A 23,084-nucleotide genomic window follows, 5' to 3' on the forward strand; every position below is an offset into this window, starting at 1 on the left:
GCCGAGCGCGGCTCGACGTCCTGGTTCGCTGCGCCCGTCGCTCCCGGAAAACGCCGCGATGCAAGGCCTTCCGGTCTGGGTGGGGGCAGTTCATGGCCTCATTATCGGGAATAGGGGCCGTTGCTGCAGCGTGGCGCGGTAAATGGAGGCTTGCGCCACGCGGCAACTGTGTGGTTAATCTGACCCATCTGGATCGGACAACGCGCTACTGTCTTGGGGTTGGCCTGGCAAACGACACTGGAGGGTTAATGTCCGCTTATCGGACCGTGGTGGTCGGCACTGATGGTTCAGATTCATCGTTGCGTGCTGTCGAACGGGCGGCCACCATCGCCGGGCCGGACGCGAAGCTGATCGTCGCATCGGCGTACCTACCCCAGCAACAGGACGGCCGGGCCGCCGACGTCCTGAAGGATGAAAGCTACAAGGTGTCGGGCACCGCCCCGATTTACGCGATCTTGCAGGACGCAAAAGAGCGGGCGCACAAGGCCGGTGCGAAGAACGTCGAGGAGCGACCCATCGTCGGCGCACCCGTCGACGCCCTGGTCAGCCTCGCCGAAGATGTCAAAGCCGACCTGCTGGTCGTCGGCAATGTCGGGCTGAGCACCATCGCGGGCCGCTTGTTGGGCTCGGTGCCGGCCAACGTGTCACGCCGGGCCAAGGTCGACGTGCTGATCGTGCACACCACGTCCTGACGGCAGGACTTTTCGCACGTCCGCGGCTTCCCGGCCCCTAGCGCCCAGAGCACCGACGCCGGTGGCTACCAGCCTCGCTGGCGCCATTCGCTCAGATGAGGGCGTTCGGCACCCAACACTGTGTCGTCGCCGTGGCCGGGATAGATCACGGTGGAATCCGAGTACACCTCGAACACCCGGCTGGTGACGTCGTCGAGCAGCTGGGTGAAGTCGCCCTTCCGCCACGTCTTGCCCACCCCACCGGGGAAGAGGCAGTCGCCGGTGAACAACTGTGTGACGCCGCCCGTCGCCGGCCCGTCGAGGGCCAGCGCGATCGATCCGGGGGTGTGCCCGCGCAGGTGAATGACGTCGAACGTCAGCTCGCCGATTTGCACGGTGTCACCGTTGGCCAGCAAGCGATCAGGTTTGACGGGCAGCGGTTCGGCGTCGATCTCGTGGCAGGCGGTCGGCGCACCCGTGGCGGCGGCCACGGCCTCCAGCGCTTGCCAATGATCGAAGTGCTGATGGCTGGTCACGATCAGGGACAGCGTCGGGGCGTTCCGTTTGACGAGGTCGATCAGGACGTCGGCGTCGTTGGCGGCGTCGATCAGCAGTGTTTCCCCGGTCGAGGAACATGTCACCAGGTAGGCGTTGTTATCCATGGGACCCACCGACGCCTTGATGATCGTGACCCCGGGCAGGTTGCGACGGGCCGCGGTACCAGGGTCGACGTGTCCGGTGTAGTTGTCGTCCACGGCCGTCATGTGCGCCACTCCTCGATCCCGGCTGCGCCGCCATGGGCGTCGTCGGCGCAAGTCATACCGCTCACGCTACAAGGTCGCTGGCCTGGGATGGGCGTCTTGTCGGTGGGGGCACCTAGCATGGAATGCGCCGTGCGCAGTAGCCGTCGTTCGGCCAGCAAAAGTTTCGGAAAGGGGCAGCCTTGGCTGACCGCCTGATCGTCAAGGGCGCTCGCGAGCACAACCTGCGCGGCGTCGACCTCGACCTGCCGCGCGACTCGTTGATCGTCTTCACCGGGCTGTCCGGATCGGGCAAGTCGTCCCTGGCCTTCGACACGATCTTCGCCGAGGGTCAGCGCCGCTACGTCGAATCGCTGTCGGCCTATGCGCGCCAATTCCTGGGGCAGATGGACAAGCCGGACGTCGACTTCATCGAGGGTCTGTCGCCGGCGGTGTCCATCGACCAGAAATCGACGAACCGCAACCCCAGATCGACTGTCGGCACGATCACGGAGGTGTACGACTACCTGCGGTTGCTGTATGCGCGGGCGGGCACCCCGCACTGCCCGACCTGTGGCGAGCGGATCGCCCGTCAGACCCCGCAACAAATCGTCGATCAGGTGCTGGCGATGGCGGAGGGCACCCGATTCCTGGTGCTCGCTCCCGTGGTCCGTACCCGCAAGGGCGAGTTCGCCGACCTGTTCGACAAGCTCAACGCGCAGGGCTACAGCCGGGTGCGGGTCGACGGCGTGGTGCACCCGCTGACCGATCCGCCGAAGCTGAAAAAGCAAGAGAAGCACGACATCGAGGTGGTGGTGGATCGTCTCACCGTCAAGGTCGCGGCCAAGCAGCGGCTCACCGACTCGGTGGAGACCGCGCTGAACCTGGCCGACGGCATCGTGGTGCTGGAATTTCCCGACGGCGGGGACGAAGAGCACGACTCACCGCGCGAGCAGCGGTTCTCCGAGAAGCTGGCCTGCCCCAACGGGCATCCGCTGGCCGTCGACGATCTGGAACCGCGATCGTTCTCCTTCAACTCGCCCTACGGCGCCTGCCCGGAATGTGTGGGCTTGGGAATCCGCAAAGAGGTCGACCCGGATCTGGTGGTGCCGGACCCGGAGCGCACCCTGGCCGAGGGCGCGGTGGCGCCGTGGTCGTCGGGTCACACCGCGGAGTACTTCACCCGGATGATGGCCGGGCTCGGCGAGGAGCTGGGATTCGACGTCGACACGCCGTGGCGCAAACTTCCGGCCAAGGCCCGCAAGGCGATTCTCGAGGGTTCGGATCACCAGGTGCATGTGCGGTACCGCAACCGGTACGGCCGAACCCGTTCGTACTACGCCGATTTCGAAGGCGTGCTGGCGTTCCTGCAGCGCAAGATGGAGCAGACCGAGTCCGAGCAGATGAAGGAACGCTACGAGGGCTTCATGCGTGACGTGCCCTGCCCGGTGTGTGAAGGGACGCGGCTCAAGCCGGAGATTCTGGCGGTGTCGCTGACGGGGGAGTCTGGGGGGGAGCCGGCTGCGAAGTCCATCGCCGAGGTCTGCGAGCTGTCCATCTCGGATTGTTCGGATTTCCTCAACGCGCTCGCGCTCGGTGCTCGGGAGCAGGCGATCGCCGGGCAGGTCCTCAAAGAAATCCAGTCGCGGCTGGGCTTTCTGCTTGACGTGGGGTTGGAGTACCTGTCGCTGTCCCGGGCGGCTGCCACGCTATCCGGCGGGGAGGCCCAACGCATTCGGCTGGCCACCCAGATCGGCTCAGGTCTCGTCGGCGTGCTGTACGTTCTCGACGAGCCGTCCATCGGACTGCACCAGCGCGACAACCGGCGCCTCATCGAAACACTCACGCGTCTAAGGGCTTTGGGCAACACGTTGATCGTCGTCGAGCATGACGAGGACACCATCGCGCATGCCGACTGGGTTGTCGACATCGGGCCGGGCGCCGGCGAGCACGGCGGCAAAATCGTGCACAGCGGGACCTATCAGGAGCTGCTGGTCAACCAGGATTCGATCACCGGTGCCTACCTGTCGGGCCGGGAAAGCATTGCCACGCCCACGCATCGGCGTTCGGTTGACCGGAAGCGTCAGCTGACCGTCGTCGGGGCGCGCGAGCACAACCTGCGCGGCATCGACGTCTCGTTTCCGCTGGGCGTGCTGACCTCGGTGACCGGTGTGTCCGGTTCCGGCAAGTCGACGTTGGTCAACGACATTCTGGCGGCCGTGTTGGCCAACCGTCTCAACGGCGCCCGGCAGGTCCCGGGCCGGCATACCCGGGTCACCGGGCTGGACCATCTGGACAAGCTGGTGCGGGTGGACCAGTCGCCGATCGGCCGCACGCCGCGCTCCAACCCCGCCACCTACACCGGGGTGTTCGACAAGATCCGTACCTTGTTCGCCGCGACTACCGAGGCGAAAGTCCGTGGCTACCAACCAGGTCGGTTCTCGTTCAACGTCAAGGGCGGTCGCTGCGAAGCCTGCACTGGTGACGGCACGATCAAGATCGAGATGAACTTCCTGCCCGACGTGTATGTGCCGTGTGAGGTGTGCCAGGGCGCCCGCTACAACCGGGAAACCCTCGAGGTGCACTACAAGGGCAAGACCATCTCCGAAGTGCTGGACATGTCGATCGAGGAAGCGGCGGAGTTCTTCGAACCGATCAGCGGCATTCACCGGTACCTGCGCACGCTGGTCGACGTGGGACTCGGTTACGTCCGGCTGGGGCAGCCCGCACCGACTCTCTCGGGGGGTGAGGCGCAGCGTGTCAAGCTGGCGTCCGAATTGCAGAAGCGTTCGACCGGGCGCACGATCTACATCCTCGACGAACCCACCACCGGGTTGCATTTCGACGACATCCGCAAGCTGCTCAACGTCATCAATGGCCTTGTCGACAAAGGCAATACGGTGATCGTCATCGAGCACAACCTGGACGTGATCAAGACGTCGGACTGGATCGTCGACATGGGACCGGAGGGTGGCTCCGAAGGCGGAACCGTTGTGGCCGAAGGGACTCCCGAGGATGTCGCCGCGGTGCCCGAAAGCTACACCGGGAAGTTTCTTGCCGAGGTCGTCGGCCGAAGCACCCCGCCGGCCAGAGCGCCGGCGCGCACCAACCGGCGCCGCAAAGTCAGCGCCTAAGACCCGGCGAGCGGCGCAGAGCCGGCGCCTGCCAGCAACTCGTCAAAAGCCTCCTGCATGCATTCGGCATACTTGGCCGGGTCCGGTAAGGCGTCGCGATCCGCGGTAGCGCTGATCGACAACATCCCGTTGTAACTGGCGACCACATGGATGAGGTTCAAGCCACCCACCAGCGGCCCGAGACCGGCGACGCGGACGAGTCGGGCACCGCTGAAGTAGAGCGGTTCGTCGGGGCCCCGAACATTGGTGACCGTCGTGTTGGCGATCGTCGGGCCGGAGAACGGAAGCGCGCTCGCTGCTTTCGCCGTCAACCCGAGCAGTGAAGTCGGAACGGTGCCAATCAATTCGAGGATCTGGGTTTGGGTCGCCGATTCCGACTCGGCGCGGCTTCCCCCGGTCGCTTCGGCGATCGCTTCGAGCCGTTTGAGCGGATCAGCGATATCGGTGCCGAGCGTTTGCAGCCGGCCGAACAGATCGTTCCCGTTGTCGGTCGTATCGCCCGCGTTGCGCATTGACATCGGGCAGGCCGCGACGAGCGATTCGTCAGGCAGCTCGCCGTGGCTATCCAGATAGGCGCGAAGGGCGCCGCCGACGTAGGCAAGGGCGACATCGTTGATCGTCGCGCCGGGCACGCTGGCCTTGATCCGTTTAAAATCGGCGAGATCGTGGAATCGGGCCTCGAAGACCCGATGTGGCGAGACTGTCTGGTTGAAACGGGTCTTCGGCGGAAACGATGGAACCCCGCCGCCCGCGACCCTGCTCACGGCACCCCTGATCAGCATGCCCGGCAGACCGGCCAGGCCGCGCACCGCATGGGGAGCGCTCGCGGCCAGAACGCGACTCGTCCGCAACGGTTGCAGCGCCGCATTGATCGCCGCGCGCGAGAGTAGTTCTGCCGTCGAGGGGAGGGGACCGGGCCGCCAGGGCCTGTCGGGTTGCGCGGGCCGGGGGCTGTCGGCGGCAAGGTCGTGCAATGCCGCGATCATCTGAACGCTCGCCATCCCGTCGACCGCACAGTGGTGCAGCTTCAACGCCATGGCGAACGAGCCCGTGGGTACTCCCGGCACGGAATTCAGCCCCTCGATCACGGTGATCTCCCAGGGCGGGCGCCGCAAGTCGATCTGCCGGGCATGAAGCCGCGCAATCTGGATACAGAGTTGTCGCCAGTCACCGGGCTGCGGCAACCCGATATGACGGACGTGGTACTCAAGGTCGAAGTTCGGGTCGTCCACCCAGTAGGGCCTGGGCAAACCACCGGGCAGCTCGGTCAGCCGGCGCCGAAAAACATCCGCCAGGTGCAGCCGGGCGTCGAGTTCCTCGAGAATTCCCTTGAAGGTCACCTTGCCGCCAGGCGCGGTCGACGGGTCATAGATCAGCAGCAGCTGAATCTGTAGCGGCGTCGCCGGCGTCTCCGCGCGCAACATCATGTCGTCGGTCCAACTCAGTTGCCGCATTGGCGCCCCCTTGCGCTCGCTCCTGTGGTCAGCGTAGGCCGATCAGCTTGCATTGCGAGAAAATCACGACCAGGCACCGGAAAGCATTCCCATATCCGCATATCGGGCGCCTCATGTAGCCTCATAGATCGATCAACGCCCAGGGGGTGAGGCAGGTGCTTGAACAGATGGCTCAGCCGTGCCCCGGACCACTATGTTCCGGGGAGGGCTTTGCGCGGTGCGCCGCCCTGCCGCCCGACTCAGGTGGCTCGGCGCCGCGGTTCCGCTGTGCCGATTGAGACATTCTCGCTGAGCTGACCTCGCGCCTATCTTCGTCGCGCGCAACGAACCACCCAAACAGATCGGACGTCCCCACAATGCTGCGGCTTGCAGGCCTTCCTCGACTGTGCATCGCCGCGCCAACGCCCCGCGCCTCTGCGCGCGAATTGCGTTGAGCGTCAATGGCCATCACTGACGTTCCGGAATATGCCCATCTAAACGACGCAGATCTCGACGAGTTCGGGGCCGCGCTGGACACGATCCGCTGTGATATCGAGTCCTCGCGCTGTGCCGCTGATCGGGTATACATCAAGCGTGCCATCGCTTTTCACCGATTTCTCGAAGTCGCGGCGAGGCTGATCATCGGACGCAGCAAGGGCAGGTTCGGCTGGGCGGTCGGAACCGCCGCGCTGGCCGCGGCCAAGTGCATCGAGAATATGGAACTCGGCCATAACATCAGCCACGGTCAATGGGATTGGATGAACGACCCCGAAATCCATTCCACGACCTGGGAATGGGACATGGCCGGTGTCGCATCGCATTGGCAGAATTCGCACAACTACAAGCATCACGTGTTTTCGAACGTGGTCGGCGTCGACGACGACCTCGGTTTCCGCGTCCTGCGGGTGACCCGAGACGAGAAGTGGCAGCCACACGCCTGGACGCAGGCGGGGCGCGCTTTGTTGCTGGCGCTGTTGTTCGAGTGGGGCGTCGCACTGCACTGCCTGTTATCGATGCAGGAGCGCGAGACCACAGAAGCGGGTAGAACCGCACACCGGAACGTGCTGCTCCACAAGATCGCTCGGCAGGTCGGCAAGGACTACGTGGTGTTTCCCGCGCTGAGCCGACGGCGGTGGTGGCGCACCCTGGGGGCCAACGTGGTCGCCAACGGTTTGCGCAATGTGTGGGCGTACATCGTCATTGTCTGCGGTCACTTCACCGACGGCGCGGAAAAGTTCACCCCGTCAGTACTGGTGGACGAGACGAAGCCCGAATGGTATCTGCGGCAAATGCTGGGCACCGCGAACTTCCAGGCCGGGACGGTTATGGGGTTCATGTGCGGAAACCTCTGCTACCAAATCGAACATCACATGTTCCCTGACCTGCCGAGCAATCGGTACCCAGAAATCGCCGAGCGGGTCCGCGCGTTGTGCGTCGCCTACGACCTGCCCTACACGACAGGCCCGTTGCATCGCCAGTTCCTGCTCACCGTGCGCACGATCTGCAAACTGTCGCTGCCGGACCGGTTTCTGACCGCCACCTCCGACGACGCGCCAGAGACCGCCTCCGAGCACAGGTTTCGGAACACACCGCTACGATCGCACTCCCCGGGCGTGGGGCGACGCGGACTGGCGACGGCAATACTCGCCCTTCGGACTACGTGACCGTATCGCCGCGCAGCCGTACCAGGCGCGTGGTGCTGGTCTCGTCGAGGTCGACGAGGTCGGAGCGGGATCGCAGGAAATCGCTGAATGACTTGAAGCCCAAGGATTTCTCGCTGAATGACGGGTCCATACGCTTCATCTGTGCTTTGACCGCCGAGTTGTGCAGCCACTCCGTGTCGTCCTTGTCCTGGCCGATGCGAAGGGCGCGTTCAAGCAACCCGGTGGCTGCGGCCTGCGCATCGGCTGGAGCCGGCTCGTCGTCGGACTCAGGCGTGCTCTGCCGCCGGCTGCGCTTCCTGGAGTCGGTGGATTGGACTGCGGCAGTGGGTATCCCGGGCAGTGCATCGTAGGTGACGAACTCGTCGCAGGCCGCGGCAAGGGATCGGCTGCTGGCACCGGCCACACCGATGCCGACGACGTAGCGACCGAGCCGCTTGCACCGCTGAGCCAACGCGATGTAGTCGGAGTCGCCGCCGACGATCACGACGTGGGTCAGGTCGGGCAACCGGAACATATCCTCGACCGCGTCGACGGCCAGCCGGATGTCGGCTCCGTTCTTGCCGTACGCGGCGGCCGGGAACAGCTGAACAAGATCGACCGCGCGGCCGACGAGCTGGCCGTGGTAGGCGGCGTTGACATCCGCGGACCAGTCCGCATAGGCGCGGGTGAGCACGAGTGTGCCGAACGACGACGCGAAGTCAATGATGGCGCCGACGTCGACGGTCGCCAACTGCAGCCGCTCCGTCTCGAGACCCTTGATCTTGTCCTTCTGAAAGGAGTTTCGCCCGTGCACCTGGTCGTAGCGGGAGATCACGATGTTGTCGAAGTCGAGGTAGACCGCGACGCGGGTGGTGGCGGATTCGGTCATCGCGCGTTCACCCCCCGGCCTACCGGGGTCGGTCTTTCGTCGAGAGCAGCCATCCGGTCATCGTGCGCCACGGAACCCAACCCATCAAGCTCGACACGGCGGTAACGATTGCGGTCGATCACAGTGCGAACCAAACGGCGCGCCACCGTGTAGCGTGGTAGTAGTTGAGACTTTCAGCCAAGCCCATGTTGTTTGGGGTTTAAGGGCCATCTCTTCATCGTCGGCCTGCCACTGGCGTTGATGCAACGGATGGGACACGCGGTCGGCGACCGCCGGCACTACTACTAAGGAGCCAGAGTTACTCGGCGCGGCTGCCCGGCCAGCCACGGCTCCGCTTAGGAACAAGCTCGCTTCGGTCGGGCGATCTGCTGACCAAGCTCTCTTCATCAGGACTACGAATTGTACTGGTGTGCAAATCAATTGGGTGCGGACCGTCGCCCAGCCAGCTATCGCGTTGAAGCCGTCGAGGCACCGGCCTCGGTTGCCGATAGGGCAACCCGTCGGTGACTCCGAGCTACTGGCTGTGGTCGACGCACCAAGCCCACGGAAGGACAAACCATGGCGATCGGTAACATTCCCGCCTTCGCGCACCTGACCGACACCGACATCGAGACGCTCGCCGTAGAGCTGGACGCGATCCGGCTGGACATCGAGGAATCTCGTGGCGAGCGCGATGCGCGCTACATCCGCCGCACCATCGCCGCGCAACGCGCCCTTGAGCTGGCCGGTCGCCTCATGCTGACCGGTGGATCGAAACGCTCGGCATGGTGGGCCGGAACGGTGACGCTTGGGGTGGCCAAGATCATCGAGAACATGGAGATCGGCCACAATGTGATGCACGGCCAGTGGAACTGGATGAACGATCCCGAGATCCACTCCTCGACATGGGAGTGGGACATGAGCGCAGCCTCAAAACACTGGCGGTCGACCCACAACTATCAGCACCACAAGTACACCAACATCGTCGGGATGGACGACGATGTCGGCTACGCCATCCTCCGAGTCACTCGGGACCAACCCTGGAAGCCATACAACGTCGGCAACCTGCTGTTCAACACGATCCTGGCGGTCGGATTTGAGTGGGGGATTGGCTTCCAGCCCATCGAGGCCGGAAAGGTCCTCAAGCCTGGTCCGGAGCGCGAAACCACCCTGCTGCAGATGCGTGAGTTCGCGGTCAAGGCGGGAAGGCAAGTGGTCAAGGACTATGTCGCGTTCCCCGGGCTCACCTCGCTGTCGCCAGCCGCGACCTACAAATCGACGTTCAAGGCCAATCTGGTGGCCAATGTGATTCGCAATCTCTGGGCCGACGCGGTGATCTTCTGCGGGCACTTCCCAGACGGCGCAGAGAAATTCACCAAGACGGATATGGTCGGCGAGACGAAGGGCGAGTGGTATCTGCGCCAGATGCTGGGCAGTGCCAACTTCGGGGCCGGCCCGGCGCTGCGGTTCATGAGTGGCAACCTGTGCTATCAGATCGAGCATCACCTTTATCCCGATCTGCCGAGCAACCGGCTGCACGAGATTTCGGTGCGGGTGCGGGCGTTGTGCGACAAGTACGACTTGCCTTACACCACAGGCTCATTCCTGGTGCAATGCGGTAAGACATGGCGCACGATCGCCAAACTGTCGCTGCCAGATCGCTACTTGCGCGATACCGCCGACAACGCGGCGGAGACCCGTAGCGAGCGGATGTTCGCCGAACTGGGGCCGGGTTTCGGCGGAACCGATCCGGCAACAGGCCGCCACCGTGGTCTCAAAACAGCGATCGCTGCGGTCCGCCGGTGGCGCGCCGAGGCGGTTGCAGGCACTGTCAATTGATGCGGATCGCGCTCGCTCGCGAGGGGCAATCGGACGATATTGCCCGAATCCCCGGGGCGAAATCCCTTCCACCCCGGGGGCTTTCGTGCTGACCCGCTAGACGACAGTCACCTGCACCGCCTGAGGGCCCTTGGGTCCCTGGTTGATCTCGAACTGGACTCGCTGGTTCTCTTCAAGAGAGCGGAAACCGCTACCCTGGATCTCGGAGTGGTGGACGAAAACGTCCTTTGCGCCGCCGTCAGGGGCGATAAATCCAAAGCCCTTGTCGCTATTGAACCACTTCACAGTTCCCTGTGTCATACTATTTCTCTCTCTTTTCAACTAAGCGCAATTTGCTGCACTTATAACTAACCATAACATATTGTATATGGCAGATTCATTCACTTTTGTTGGTCCAATATTATTGCTGTTATTAAGGTCCGGCCATGTGGCCGCTTGCACATCGCCCCAGGTAGCGGACTTTCGGCAGACTGTTGATTTAGTGTTTCTTCGTATGCAATAGTGCTTCGGCCGTCGAGACCTGCGGGACTTTGCCCCGCCTATCGGCGCGCTTTTCTTTCAGCGATTTACCAGACTTTTTGGTCATGGTTTGGCGGGGAGATTTATCAGACATCACGGCCCTCCGATGGGGGCCTGGGTGGTCCCGGTTTTTCGAGTGTACCCCTCTTGTCCCGGCCGCGGCGTTCGACGGGACGGATTGCGTCGTGCCGAGCTCCCTAGAGTCCCGGCATCCAATTCAAGCCGGACCCTACGTGTGGCGCCGCTGCCAATATGCGGTCGGAGCCCGGTGCCCGCTGGCGGACCAATTCGCGTAACACGCTGGCATTCATAGGTTGTGCTGACGCGGCGACCTCGCTGAGAAGACACTTCGCCTCGTCGCCGGAACTGGAGGGCGAAAGCACGAACAACACGGCGTCGCGAGACCTGGCGCCCTTCAGGTAAATGGTGTCGCTGAATACCATTCGGTAGGGGTCAAGTGAGACCATCTCGTTGCGGCGAATAACTCGCGACGGGGCGGGCAACCATGCGCTTGGGTCGTAAACGACTCGCCGCACCCGGCCAAGCCACAAGTTGAACACGGTAACGAGGTCGGGGAGTTCCACGCTCAGGTCCAAGCTTTTCGGCCACCACACGCCGTCCACGGCGGCCTGGGTGAGGTCGCGTTCGCACAGTGTCAAACGAGCCGGGCTGGAGGGGGGTGAAGAAACGTGCGCCACAGTGACGCTCCCGTCTACCAATTTTGGACATCGCGGACGGCTACCGGAGGAAGCGGTACTCGACAAACCCACGACAGCAAAAGCATAACCCCCTCGATGGCATCGACGACGCGCGAATCGCCGGAAGGGACTGCGCCCTTGCGCCAGAAGGAGACACCGCGGATCTCGGCATGTCCGAGCTCCGGGCCAATGAACGGTGCCGGGAGCTGGAAAGATCAATGGCGCAGCGTGATTCGGAGTGTATCAGCCGAAAAAGCTTTTACTTCAGCGCCATTGCGATGTTCTGGGACTCGCGCAGCGTACGGGACGTCGCTCGATGCCACGCCTCGTCGGCTGCCGCAGGGGACACCCGTCGGTAATTCGGCTACCCCCGCGCGAAGACAGGGGTACCGTCAACCTAGAGCTGTTTCGTTGTCGACGCTGACCTCGATCGGTATTACGCGAGATCATGGGCAATGCGATTCCTCCGTCGGCCCGACGCACGGTCCGATCGTTTCGACTTCGAAGGGCTTCCCATGAATCGCACAGATCCGTCGGTCGGAGTCCTGACTTCTCATCAGCATCCAGCAGCGGACATCGTCGTGGATCCCGCGCCTGCATACATGGCCGATACGGTAGGGACGCGGCGTCCTGGGAGTCCGGTGCGACTTACCCTGGCGTCCCGGCTGGGGGATCAGATTGATGGCGCGTGGTGGCCCCGCACCGGGCGGATCTCGCGGGAGCTCCCTGAATTGGTCTCAGTTTTGGAGGTCCCGCTGGGCCAGGTCATCGACATCAACGTCAACTGGGCATCGATACAACGCCAGCCGGATCTGAATTGGGCCTGGTGGCAGGGTATACACCCGCATATCATGACGGTTTGCGGTCACGATGCGCGGGCGAAGATTCTGGTGGTTCCGTACCGAACCGGGACCGCCCTGGCGGTGATGCTTTTGCGGCGGGCCGCGGGTTTATCCGTGCTTGCGGCGCATCGCGATTCCCGCGCATTCCTGACCGCCGAATGCATTCTCCGCGCGGCGAGGGGTGAGAAAATGTTTGAAGTACGTCGCGTCAGGCGCGCTGACGCCAAGAGCGGGTCTCGTTGATACCCAGTGGGGCTGCCGCTACGAGCCGATCCTCAAGGCTTGCGGCTCTTGCGCTTCTTCAGTCCCGCCCATCAGTAGGCTTTCGGCAGTCGAGGCGTTGCTGGGGCCGGCCGCGTTCATCATGATGGTGTGCGCCTGGTCTGGATCGGCATGCGGGGAAACCACCAGCAAGACGATTTTATGGCGATTAAGCCCAATGACTTGGACGGTATTGATCGGTTGGCGACGGTATCCGTCGAGCCGTACGGTTCGTCCTCCGGTCGCGAATTTCGCAGGCGGCGTTGACCATTCGTTCATGTTGTAGAGCACGCGACCAATAGGACCGAGTCGTACAGATAGCACCGACAGCAGATCTGGCAGCTCTGCGGTCAAGTCCGGACCGTGCGGCCACCACGCCCCATCGACGTACCCTTGATGCGGTGCCTTGGGCTTGAGCTTCAAGCGTGGTGTATGTATCGGTGGAGTATGCCGGAGCCCGGCATCGGTGTGGTCGTTTTTCGGCGTCATCACGACGCTCCCATCTTGACCGCGAAACCGGCCAAATCATTCGAATCGGCGATGAGATGGCTCTGCATAGCCAGGTACGAAATACCGCCGACAGGTCCTACACTACGCGCGCGCGTTCTCAGCGGATGGAAACCAGTCGGTCGATCGAGTCCGCAGGCAATTCGCCGTCCACGACGGCGGTCACCGCCAGGTGGTTGAGCATGATCGCGCCCTTGTGATTATCGAGGAATGCGGTGTCGGAGGCGTCCCGGCCGGTGGCGATGCGGACCAGGGATTGGCGTGGCGCCAATAGTGTCGCATCGACGACTCGCCATTCTCCTTCGACAAAAGCCTCGGCCACCGCGTGAAAGTCCATTGGGTACAAGCCGGGCGCGTACACCGACACCAGGCGGGCCGGGACCTTCACCGCGCGAAGCAGCGCCACTACCAGATGCGCGAAGTCGCGGCACACGCCTTCGCCGGCCAGCAACGTCTCCACCGCCCCGTCTATCGGATCGCTGGAGCCGGGGACATAGTTCAGCCGGGTACCCACCCAGGAGCTCACGTGCTCCAGTAGCGTTTCCGAATCATGGTCGTTACCGAATTCGGTTGCAGCGAAACCATAGAACTTGTCGGCCTCGGCGTAGCGGCTGGGCCGCAGATACATCGACTGGTCGTATTCGGTCACCGGAGCGGGATCGGTCTGGCCCACTATGGTCGCCGCATAGTCGACCTTCAATGTGCCGACCGCGGCCGCGAACTTGTGGATGCGGTTTCCGTGCACACCGCTGATCTCCAAGGGCTGGATCTGTTGTCCGTTCAAGACGAAGCGCAGTGACTCGAAGACCTCCGTGCCTGGATGCGGTGCAACAGCGATCTGAAATTCCAACGTCGTGGCCGCGGTGATTTCGACTTCGAGTTCGGCGCCCACTTCTCGTCTCATAGCGCAATACTGCCCTGGTGATCCCCGATTCGCCAACCAGGTCACGGCCCGACCGTCAACCGCGCGCTGTTGCCGTGCACCGCAACGCATTCGGCGCGCTTGACTAGCCGGGCAGGTTCGTCGCCATTTTGTTGGAGATTTGCCTGGCTTGGTTGATCGTCCCGGGCGCGCAGACGTTGACGTCGAAGACCACATTGGATACCGCGGACAGGACGTGCTGGCACACGACGGGACTGTTGGCCAAAGTGTGCTGCAGGGCGATGTTGGGCGGATTGCCGCTCATCTCGCGGAATGTCCATACGGACGTGGTTCCGTCGTTGACCTGAGTCACGGTGCCCCCGGCACACGTGCGCCATTGCGTAGCCTGGGCCGTCACAAATCCCTGGGCCTGGTCCACGGACGCGAAAATCACCGCACCCTGCACCACGACGTAGCCGGGGTTGCTCTGCGGCTTCTTCAGCAGCTGGGCAAGCATCGCGGTGTAGCCGCTGCTCTTGTACGTCCCGGTTTGGAAACCGATGAGTGCTCCGAGGCACTTGTCGTTGGACAACGTGTTGTCGGGCCCGGGATCCGTCATCTCGGTGTTGCTGTGGTCGACGACGATTCCGGTGGTGCCGACGAGGGTGTTGATCAGGTCCGCTGGAAGCAGGAGCGAATTCAGTTGTGCGGGCGTCACTGTCGGGGCGGCACTGCTGGGCGCGGCGGTCGTCGTTGTCGGGGCCGCGGCGGTGCTGGTGACGGGATTTTCCGGCTGGCCGGCACCGGATTTGCGCGTGGCCAACACGATCCAGGTGCCCGCGACGGCTGCGACGACGACTACCAGGGCGCCGATGATCAGCCCCAGTCTGCGCTTGGGGGGAGCGGGCGGTGCCCACGGCGCGACGGGCGGGTTGGCTCCCCAGTTCGGCGCAGTGGCTGCAGGCTGGGTCCACGGTTGCGCGACGTGGGATGGCGGGGCGAAGTGCAGGCTGTGCCGGATCAGGTCGGTGGCCTGGTGTTGATCGGGTGTGCTGAGCGCGTGCAAGGCGGCCTGCGCGAGGTCGCCTGCGGTGATGTAGCGGTCGTTTGGGTCTTTGGCCATACCGCGGGTGATGACCTCGTCGAATGCCGCCGGGATGGCGGGATTTCGTTGGCTGGGCCGCGGAATCGGCTCCATCAGATGTGCGGCCATCAGGCCGCTGAGAGTATCGGTCTGGAAAGGCGTTGTGCCCGTGAGGCATTCGTACAGAAGACAGGCCAGGGCGTAGATATCGACCCGGTAGGTGGCGTCGTCCTTGCCGAATCGCTCCGGCGCCATGTAGTTCCAACTACCCACGGCGGCACCGGTTTTGGTGACACGCTGGTCGTTGGCCGCCGCGGCAATGCCGAAGTCGACCAGGTAGGCAAAGTCTCCCTCGGTGAGCAAGATGTTTTCGGGTTTGATGTCGCGATGGATGACTCCGGCGCGGTGGGCGGCATCGAGCGCGGAGGCAACCTGCTCGACGACGGCGACCGCGCGCGGCGGCGGCAGCGGCCCAGTGCGGTTGAGCACCGAACCGACGTCGTTGCCCTCGATGAAACGCATGTCGATGAATAGTTGGCCGTCGACTTCGCCGTAATCGTGGATGGGCACGATGTGCGGCTCCTGCAGCCGGCCCGCGGTCTGCGCTTCCCGTTGCATGCGCCGGCGAAAGACGTCGTCCGAGCTGACCTGCTCGGACACCAGCTTGAGCGCGACCGTGCGGTCTTTGACGGTGTCGTAGGCCTCGTAGACCTCGCCCATCCCACCGCGACCCAGCAGTCGACGCAGCTGGTAGTGCCCGAACCGGCTCCCGGCCCGGGAACCGGGCCGCGCTTGACTCATCGATATCCCCCCGGCGTTACAACTGCCCTAACCCTCGTCCGCGCGCATCGACTCGCGGATCTGCGCCAACCGTTCGGCCGCGGCGCGCCGGCGCTCGTCGTATTGCTCGTCGACGGAGCGGCCTTCCGGAGATTCGGCGTCCAGTTCCGCGTCGCCTAGTGACGTCGCGTAGCGGTTCTCGATTTTCTCACGCACGGAGTCGAAGGTCGGTACGCCCGCGCTGTCGTACCCGGGGTCGGGTGGGCCGGTGCCGGGGTTTGCTGGTTCGTCGGGCATGTTCGTCACGCTACTGCCGGGTGGCGGGGTCCTGCCCCTCGCGCTCGCCGAACACGAACGGATTGGTCGCCAACCACGTTGCGAGCCACATCGCGTGGCTGCGCCGCCGTGTCCACGCCGGCACGAGGATCAGGGGCGCGCTGGCCCAGCGCGTCCACGCACTCCACGGATTGCAGTGCCGGGCGAAATAGCGCACGGGCGGACCCGCGCGAGTGTCAGCACCGGTGGTTACCTCGGCGCGGTGTTGGAATGCTGCGCCGGGACCACCACCGTTGCGCCCGAAGGGGCCGGCGACGCGCCGGGCAACGCAGCCCGCGGCACTCCGGGAGTACCCAGCTGGCCGGCCAGCCACGGCAACGCGGCCGCGAAGACTCGGTCGGCGAACGGCCAGTCGTGCTTGCCCGGCTGGGGTAGCACCGCGCAGTCGATGCCATTGGCACGGCCGAGCGCGCAGAGCGAGTAGGCGGCCGCTGTCTGGTTGCTCGGGTTGGCGGCGGCGTCGCGCCCCGCGAGCCGCATCGCGGCGGTGTCCGTCGTCGCGACGTCGCGCTGCGCCGCGGGCGGGCCGTCCGAAGAGATCGCGAACCAACCGGACACGTCGTGATACTGGCCGTGCCGGTTGATCACGGTGCTCGGGTCGAATGACGCCCACGCGTCGGTGTTTCCACCGAACAGCCGGCTGATGGTTTGCGCCTTGTTGCCGGCATTCGGGAAGAAATCGCCGGCGACGTCGACGAAGGCACTGAACATGTCCGGGTGCATGACGGTCAAGTCCACCGCGCAGGTTCCGCCCATTGACCAGCCCGCCACGCCCCAGTTGGAGCGGTCCCGGCTGACGCCGAAGTTCGAAACCATGTAGGGGACGACGTCTTTGGTCAGATGATCGGCGGCATTCCCGCGTACTCCGTTGACGCATTCGGTGTCGTTGTTGAAGGCTCCGCCGGAATCCACGAACACCAACACCGGAGCCTGACCGTCGTGCGTCGCGGCGAAGGCATCGATCGTGTTGATCGCATTGCCGGCACGCGTCCAGTCCGCGGGGGTATTGAACTGCCCGCCGATCATCATCACGGTCGGCAGCGGCGGCGGCGGGCTACTGACGAACCATTCGGGCGGCAGGTACACCAGCTCGCCGCGGTGTTTGAAGTGTGAGGCGTCCGAGGGGATTACCACCGGAACCACGCTGCCGTGCGGCGGCCGATTTCCCTTGGCGACCATCGCGGTAACGGTGGCCCGATCGGTCTGGTCGGGGAGCGGGCCCGAGGTGAGCTGGCTCCACGCGGACTGCACGGTGGGGAAGTAGCCGACCCACAGATTGAGCGTCAGTGCGGCGCTCAGCAGGCAAAGCGGCACCGACGCCACGGCGGTACCGCGTTGCCAACCGCGCGCGCCGCGCCAGCCCAGAAACAGCACGGCAGCGGCCATACCGGTCAGCGCGGTCCAAAGCCACAGCGCGGCCGGCGCGGGTTCGTCGGACAGACCCCGGTCGACGATGTACCAATGCGTTCCGTATGCCGCGGTGCCGCCGACGAGGGCCGCGAGCGGCAGGCACACCATCCGCCAACGCCAGGACCTCCGGCCCACGGCCAGCGCCAGCGCGATCGCGGTGACGACCTGGACCGTGATCGGCACCCAGCCGTGCATGAGCGAGGTATGAGTGCTCGCCAAAAACTGCCCGGTGGCATCGGACGCCGGCGCTGTCACGCGATCCATTGTGATCGATTGTTAACCATCCCGGAACATAATTACGCGATGTTCCTGTGCAGTCGCTGGGGCCTCAGGACCCGCGGCTAATGCGGTTTGGCCAGCGGAAACGGCAGGGTCTCGCGGATGCTGCGGCCAGTTATGAGCATTACGAGCCGATCGATACCCATGCCGAGCCCGCCGGTCGGCGGCATCGCGTATTCCATGGCCTGCAGGAAGTCTTCGTCGAGTTCCATTGCCTCCGGATCACCACCGGCGGCCAGTAGCGACTGCGCAAGCAGCCGGCGCCGTTGCTCTACCGGGTCGGTGAGCTCGCTGTAGGCCGTGCCGAGCTCCACACCCCACGCCACCAGGTCCCACCGCTCGGCGACCCCGGGCTGACTGCGGTGCGGCCGGGTCAACGGTGACACGGATGTCGGAAAGTCGATGTAGAACGTCGGACCCTTGGTCCGGCCCTCGACCAGGTGCTCGTAGAGCTCCAGCACCACCGCCCCGGCGTCCCAATGGTCCCGGTAAGGAATGTGGGCCCGGTCGGACAGCTTGCGCAGCGCGGCCAGCGACGTGTTCGGGTTGATGCGTTCGCCGAGCACTTCGGAGACCGCGTCGTGCACGGTCTTCACCGGCCACACGCCGGAGATGTCGACCGGTTCCAGACGGGCGTCGTTGGCGGACGAGTCGTCGGCGCGGGGCCGCAGCACGGTCTGCGCCCCGTTGGCGGCTTCGGCGGCGTTTTGGATGAGCTCGCGGCAGCCGTCGATCCACACCCGGTAGTCGGCGTGCGCCTGGTAGGCCTCCAGCAGCGTGAACTCCGGGTTGTGGCTGAAGTCGACACCTTCGTTGCGGAAGGCGCGGCCCAGTTCGAACACCCGCTCCACGCCGCCGACACACAACCGCTTCAAATAGAGCTCGGGCGCGATGCGCAGAAAGAGGTCCATGTCGTAGGTGTTGATATGCGTGACGAACGGGCGGGCGGCGGCTCCGCCGTGGATCTGTTGCAGGATCGGGGTTTCCACCTCGATGAAACCCTTACTGAACAACGTTTCCCGAACCGAACGCAGCACGCTGCTGCGGGCCGTCACCAGGTTGCGTGACTCGGCATTGACCGCCAGGTCGACGTAGCGGCTGCGCACCCGCGCTTCCGGGTCGGTCAGGCCGTTCCACTTGTTCGGCAATGGCCGCAAGCACTTTCCGACCATCCGCCAATCGCTCACGATCAAGGAGCGCGTTCCGCGTTTACTGAATCCCATATGCCCGGTCATCTCGACCAGGTCACCGAGATCGATGGCTGCGGTGAAATCGGCGGTACGGCCGGCCGCCAGGCGCGAATTGTCCAGCAGCACTTGCATTTCGCCCGACCAGTCACGCAATTCTGCGAACAGCACACCGCCGAAGTCGCGTATCCGCAAGATGCGGCCGGCGATCGAGACGGTGTCCTGGTCGTCGGCGTCGAGGGCTTGTGCGACGGTGTGACTCGGCGGCGATCCCACCGGGTAGGCATCAATTCCGTTGTGCTGCAGCGTCCTCAGTTTGGCCAGCCGGACCCGCACCTGTTCGGGGAGGCGGCGCCGGTACTCCTCGGAGTCGACCTCGTCGCCGCGTCGCAACCCGCTGACGTCCGGAGTGGATCCGTCTTCGTGCAGCAACCCGGATTCCGCCAACCGGGCCGGCACGGCGGAATGGTGCCCGGTGTGCACCTTGTCGCGCCGGCTGAACGGCAATACCAGGAACCCTTCGGCCATCGCCGACGCAACACCCACCCGCGGGATCAACCGGGCGTCCTCGTAGCAGGCGTAGCGCGGCACCCACTCGGGTTGGTATTTCATGTTCGAGCGGTACAGCGTCTCCAACTGCCACCAGCGGGAGAAGAACAGCAGCAACCCTCGCCACAGTCGCGCGATCGGCCCGGCGCCGAGCTGGGCGCCCTGCTCGAACGCGGACCGGAACATGGCAAAGTTCAGCGAAACACGGTTGATGCCAAGCGCTTCGGCGTTCAGGGCCAGTTCGCTGACCATGAATTCGTTGGTGCCGTTGGGGGATTGCGGAGAGCGGCGCATCAGATCCAGGGAGACGCCGGTGCTTCCCCACGGGACCAGGGACAGCATCGCGACCACCCGGCCGTCCCGGTCTAATGCCTCGACCAGCAGGCAATCCCCGTCGGCCGGATCACCCAGGCGGCCCAGCGCCATGGAAAACCCGCGCTCGGACTGGGTATCGCGCCAGGCGTTGGCGCGTGAAATCGTTTCGGTCATCTCGTCTGCCGAGATGTCGCGGTGCCGCCGGATGCGTGCCGTCAGCCCGGCGCGGCGTGCTCGCGTCACGGCCTGGCGCACCCCGCGCATGTCCGGGCCGGACAGCCGGTAGTCGGCGGTCCGCAGGATGGCCTCATCGCCGAGCTCGAGCGCATTGAGGCCGCGCTCACGATAGGCCTGGGCTCCTTGCGAGCTGGCGCCCATCACACCTGGCGCCCAGCCATAGGTTTTGCACAACGCCAACCACGCCTCGATGGCTTGCGGCCAGGCGCGGGGATCGCCCACCGGGTCGCCACTGGCCAGGCAGACGCCGACCTCGACCCGGTAGGTGATCGCGGCGCGACCGCTGTTCGCGAACACCACCGATTTGTCGCGACGGGTGGCGAAGTAACCCAGGGAGTCGTTCTTGCCGAACAGCTCGAGCAGCCCGCGGATCGCCGACTCGTCCTCGCCGGTCAGAGCGTTGTCGGCGCGCTGGGACTGGAACAGCACGATTGCGGCCGCAATCAGCGCGAGCGCGCCGAACAATCCGAAGATCGCGTTGAGTAAAACGTGCGGCTTGCCGGTGAACAGGTCGGGGTCGGCGAGGGCGAACCCGACCACCCGGTTGGCCACGTAACCGAGCCGGTCCTGGCGCGCCAGCGATCCTGGGAACAGCTCGACCAGTCCCCAGGACAAAAGGATTCCGATCACGTCCCCGACGACGAGCACGGCGGCCGCCTTCAACAGCGCGGCTCGGCGGACTTTGGCCCAGAATTCCCGATAGCTCAACACCAGCAGCACGATCACGACGATGTGCATCGCGAACCCGAGGTTCTCCCCGAACGTCTCGGCCGCGGTGTTGTCGCCGGCGGCGATATCGGCGGCGTTCCAAAACGCGGCCAGGACCATTTGGCCCAGCAGCACCCACCAGGCGATGCGCTTGCGGGCGGTCAGCGCCGCCGCCAGCAGCGCCAGCACGAACGACCACGCGATGCTGGTGTCGGGGAAGTTGAATAAATAGTCGTTGATGAATTCCCGCGGCGCCTTGATCAACCACCGGAGCAGTGGCGACACGCTGCCGATCAAGGACAGGGTGGCGATGACGCCAACAGTCCAGCCGGCCGCCGCCGGTACCCACCGATATCGGGAACTCGACCGGCTGCCTGAACGAGGCCCCGAAGCAGCAGAAGCGAGAGTCACAGACCGCGAGGATAAGCCCTCAACCCGTGAAATGCCTGGCGAAGCGCCAATAGTCGTCGAGACTACTTATCCGTCCGGGCGGAGCGCGATCACGCACGCCAGACGCCTGGCCTCGTCGTCCCCGGGGAGCTGAAATGCGGGAAGTCGCCTGATGGCTGCTAGACTTGCCTCCGCGACCATCCCGGCTAAGGCCTGGGACAGTTAAGTGGAGTCCCACTCCCACCGCTAGCCGCGAAATCGTTCAAGGCGCAGCGGTCCGGTCACCGGCACCGCGAGGTGCCTGTTTCGCGCATGGCGCGGACGGTTCGAAGGTATTTCGGGCCGTGATCGGTCGGCATTGGGCCCTGCTTCTGCAGGGCTTTTTTGCTGATGGTGTGGTGTTTCCACCGCTGAATCCCACGGGCCCAGTCATCGGTCGTAGCGAGACGACGACAGAAGCCCAACAAGGGAGGCCCCATCAGCACTGAGACCCGCGTCAACGAGCGCATTCGCGTACCTGAAGTTCGATTGATCGGCCCAGGGGGGGAGCAGGTAGGCATCGTGCGCATCGAAGACGCCTTGCGCGTCGCCGCGGACGCCGATCTCGATCTCGTCGAAGTTGCCCCCAACGCCAGGCCACCGGTCTGCAAGATCATGGACTACGGCAAGTTCAAGTACGAGGCGGCGCAAAAGGCGCGCGAATCCCGCCGGAACCAGCAGCAGACCGTGGTCAAAGAGCAAAAACTGCGACCCAAGATCGACGATCACGATTACGAGACCAAGAAGGGCCACGTAATCCGCTTCCTGGAGGCGGGGTCGAAGGTAAAGGTCACCATCATGTTCCGCGGACGTGAGCAGTCGCGGCCCGAGCTGGGCTACCGACTGCTCCAGCGTCTGGGCGCGGACGTCGCCGAATACGGATTCGTCGAGACGTCCGCCAAGCAGGACGGCCGCAACATGACGATGGTGCTGGCACCGCACCGCGGCGCGAAGACTCGCGCCAGGGCGCGGCATCCCGAAGAAGTGGGCGCCGAGGAGGCGCACGACGCCGACGAAACCGGCGACACCGCTGCTTCACCGAACTGACCCGACAGCCAGAACAAGCGAGAACTAGAGGAAACATGCCCAAGGCCAAATCCCACAGCGGGGCGACCAAGCGATTCCGGCGCACCGGAACCGGAAAGATCGTCCGCCAGAAGGTCAATCGTCGACACCTGCTCGAGCACAAGCCGAGCAAGCGAACCCGACGCCTCGATGGCCGCACCGTCGTCGCCGCGAACGACACCAAGCGTGTCAACGCGATGCTGAACGGCTGACCTTTCAACAAAAGCCGAGTCCCGGGCCAAGGCACAGCTGCCGCCGGCACCTGACCATTTACATCTGAACGAGAGTAGGAACATCCATGGCACGCGTAAAGCGGGCAGTCAACGCCCACAAGAAGAGGCGCAGCGTCCTGACGGCCTCGAAGGGCTATCGCGGCCAGAGGTCCCGGCTCTATCGCAAAGCCAAAGAGCAGCAACTACATTCGCTGCAGTACGCGTACCGCGACCGCCGTGCGCGCAAGGGTGAGTTCCGCAAGTTGTGGATCTCGCGGATCAACGCGGCGGCGCGCGCCAACGACATCACTTACAACCGGCTGATTCAAGGCCTGAAGGCCGCCGGTGTGGAAGTCGACCGCAAAAACCTTGCCGACATTGCGGTTACCGATTCGGCTGCGTTCGCCGCGCTGGTCGAGGTCGCTCGGGCGGCACTGCCCAAGGACGTCAACGCGCCCTCCGGAGAAGCTGCTTAA

20 protein-coding genes are annotated in these 23,084 nt (G+C 64.5%); 9 read left to right on the plus strand and 11 right to left on the minus strand.

Going from position 1 to position 23,084, the window contains the following annotated elements:
* Positions 1 to 248 precede the first annotated feature (248 nt).
* Entirely contained in the window at positions 249 to 692 is a 444-nt protein-coding gene (locus OK015_RS13995; RefSeq protein WP_268132308.1) for a universal stress protein, read from the plus strand.
* A 65-nt stretch (positions 693 to 757) separates the two neighbouring features.
* Here the strand turns inward: OK015_RS13995 and OK015_RS14000 are convergent, their stop codons facing one another.
* Positions 758 to 1,435 carry an MBL fold metallo-hydrolase gene (locus OK015_RS14000; RefSeq protein ID WP_268132310.1) on the minus strand — a complete coding sequence of 226 codons (678 nt, stop codon included), beginning with the start codon at positions 1,433 to 1,435 and terminating at the stop codon, positions 758 to 760.
* Positions 1,436 to 1,614: 179 nt separating this feature from the next.
* Here OK015_RS14000 and uvrA point away from each other — a divergent pair, with 179 nt between their 5' ends.
* On the plus strand, positions 1,615 to 4,545 hold the full coding sequence (gene uvrA / locus OK015_RS14005; protein ID WP_268132312.1) for an excinuclease ABC subunit UvrA: 2,931 nt from the start codon (positions 1,615 to 1,617) through the stop codon (positions 4,543 to 4,545).
* Here the strand turns inward: uvrA and OK015_RS14010 are convergent.
* Complete coding sequence (locus tag OK015_RS14010) at positions 4,542 to 5,999, minus strand: WS/DGAT/MGAT family O-acyltransferase (RefSeq protein WP_268132313.1); 1,458 nt, start codon at positions 5,997 to 5,999, stop codon at positions 4,542 to 4,544. The genes uvrA and OK015_RS14010 overlap by 4 nt on opposite strands.
* Before the next feature lie 440 nt (positions 6,000 to 6,439).
* On the opposite strand from OK015_RS14010, the gene OK015_RS14015 reads away from it, so the two are divergent.
* Positions 6,440 to 7,642: a fatty acid desaturase family protein gene (locus OK015_RS14015; protein ID WP_268132315.1), complete on the plus strand. Its 1,203-nt coding sequence runs from the start codon at positions 6,440 to 6,442 to the stop codon at positions 7,640 to 7,642.
* On the opposite strand, the gene OK015_RS14020 is transcribed toward OK015_RS14015, so the two are convergent.
* Entirely contained in the window at positions 7,635 to 8,510 is an 876-nt protein-coding gene (locus OK015_RS14020) for an NYN domain-containing protein (protein ID WP_268132317.1), read from the minus strand. The two genes, OK015_RS14015 and OK015_RS14020, sit on opposite strands and share 8 nt — an antisense overlap.
* A gap of 240 nt (positions 8,511 to 8,750) precedes the next feature.
* Between OK015_RS14020 and OK015_RS14025 the strand changes: the two genes are divergently transcribed.
* Together OK015_RS14025 and OK015_RS14030 are read left to right on the plus strand one after the other, a co-directional pair.
* On the plus strand, positions 8,751 to 8,798 hold the full coding sequence (locus tag OK015_RS14025) for a DUF6131 family protein (protein ID WP_268132722.1): 48 nt from the start codon (positions 8,751 to 8,753) through the stop codon (positions 8,796 to 8,798).
* A gap of 270 nt (positions 8,799 to 9,068) precedes the next feature.
* A complete protein-coding gene (locus OK015_RS14030) occupies positions 9,069 to 10,328 on the plus strand; it encodes a fatty acid desaturase family protein (RefSeq protein ID WP_268132318.1) in 1,260 nt (419 codons plus the stop codon).
* Between the two features lie 96 nt (positions 10,329 to 10,424).
* Here the strand turns inward: OK015_RS14030 and OK015_RS14035 are convergent, their stop codons facing one another.
* The gene (locus OK015_RS14035) at positions 10,425 to 10,628 is read right to left on the minus strand and encodes a cold-shock protein (protein WP_268132320.1); all 204 of its coding nucleotides are present in this window, start codon (positions 10,626 to 10,628) and stop codon (positions 10,425 to 10,427) included.
* A gap of 416 nt (positions 10,629 to 11,044) precedes the next feature.
* Positions 11,045 to 11,617 (minus strand): DUF5994 family protein, encoded by a 573-nt coding sequence (locus tag OK015_RS14040; RefSeq protein WP_326498535.1) that lies wholly within the window; start codon positions 11,615 to 11,617, stop codon positions 11,045 to 11,047.
* A gap of 530 nt (positions 11,618 to 12,147) precedes the next feature.
* Here OK015_RS14040 and OK015_RS14045 point away from each other — a divergent pair.
* Positions 12,148 to 12,630 carry a DUF5994 family protein gene (locus OK015_RS14045; protein ID WP_268132726.1) on the plus strand — a complete coding sequence of 161 codons (483 nt, stop codon included), beginning with the start codon at positions 12,148 to 12,150 and terminating at the stop codon, positions 12,628 to 12,630.
* Between the two features lie 18 nt (positions 12,631 to 12,648).
* On the opposite strand, the gene OK015_RS14050 is transcribed toward OK015_RS14045, so the two are convergent.
* The 6 genes from OK015_RS14050 to lysX form a co-directional block, all read right to left on the minus strand.
* Positions 12,649 to 13,137, minus strand: a complete 489-nt coding sequence (locus OK015_RS14050; RefSeq protein ID WP_268132322.1) for a DUF5994 family protein — start codon at positions 13,135 to 13,137, stop codon at positions 12,649 to 12,651.
* Between the two features lie 118 nt (positions 13,138 to 13,255).
* Positions 13,256 to 14,059, minus strand: coding sequence for a transglutaminase-like domain-containing protein (locus OK015_RS14055; RefSeq protein ID WP_268132323.1), 804 nt, complete (start codon positions 14,057 to 14,059; stop codon positions 13,256 to 13,258).
* A gap of 103 nt (positions 14,060 to 14,162) precedes the next feature.
* Positions 14,163 to 15,902, minus strand: coding sequence for a serine/threonine-protein kinase PknH/PknJ (locus OK015_RS14060; protein ID WP_268132325.1), 1,740 nt, complete (start codon positions 15,900 to 15,902; stop codon positions 14,163 to 14,165).
* Between the two features lie 27 nt (positions 15,903 to 15,929).
* Complete coding sequence (locus OK015_RS14065) at positions 15,930 to 16,178, minus strand: hypothetical protein (protein ID WP_268132327.1); 249 nt, start codon at positions 16,176 to 16,178, stop codon at positions 15,930 to 15,932.
* Between the two features lie 228 nt (positions 16,179 to 16,406).
* Positions 16,407 to 17,891: an alpha/beta hydrolase gene (locus tag OK015_RS14070; RefSeq protein WP_268132329.1), complete on the minus strand. Its 1,485-nt coding sequence runs from the start codon at positions 17,889 to 17,891 to the stop codon at positions 16,407 to 16,409.
* 77 nt (positions 17,892 to 17,968) lie between these two features.
* Positions 17,969 to 21,214 carry a bifunctional lysylphosphatidylglycerol synthetase/lysine--tRNA ligase LysX gene (lysX, locus tag OK015_RS14075; RefSeq protein WP_268132728.1) on the minus strand — a complete coding sequence of 1,082 codons (3,246 nt, stop codon included), beginning with the start codon at positions 21,212 to 21,214 and terminating at the stop codon, positions 17,969 to 17,971.
* Positions 21,215 to 21,769: 555 nt separating this feature from the next.
* On the opposite strand from lysX, the gene infC reads away from it, so the two are divergent.
* From infC to rplT, 3 genes are all read left to right on the plus strand, one after another.
* Positions 21,770 to 22,378, plus strand: coding sequence for a translation initiation factor IF-3 (infC, locus tag OK015_RS14080; RefSeq protein WP_268132730.1), 609 nt, complete (start codon positions 21,770 to 21,772; stop codon positions 22,376 to 22,378).
* Positions 22,379 to 22,413: 35 nt separating this feature from the next.
* Entirely contained in the window at positions 22,414 to 22,608 is a 195-nt protein-coding gene (gene rpmI / locus OK015_RS14085) for a 50S ribosomal protein L35 (RefSeq protein WP_268132330.1), read from the plus strand.
* 86 nt (positions 22,609 to 22,694) lie between these two features.
* The gene (rplT, locus tag OK015_RS14090) at positions 22,695 to 23,084 is read left to right on the plus strand and encodes a 50S ribosomal protein L20 (protein ID WP_268132332.1); all 390 of its coding nucleotides are present in this window, start codon (positions 22,695 to 22,697) and stop codon (positions 23,082 to 23,084) included.

It is taken from the genome of Mycobacterium sp. Aquia_216 (assembly GCF_026723865.1).
In the GTDB taxonomy this organism is placed as follows: Bacteria; Actinomycetota; Actinomycetes; order Mycobacteriales; family Mycobacteriaceae; genus Mycobacterium.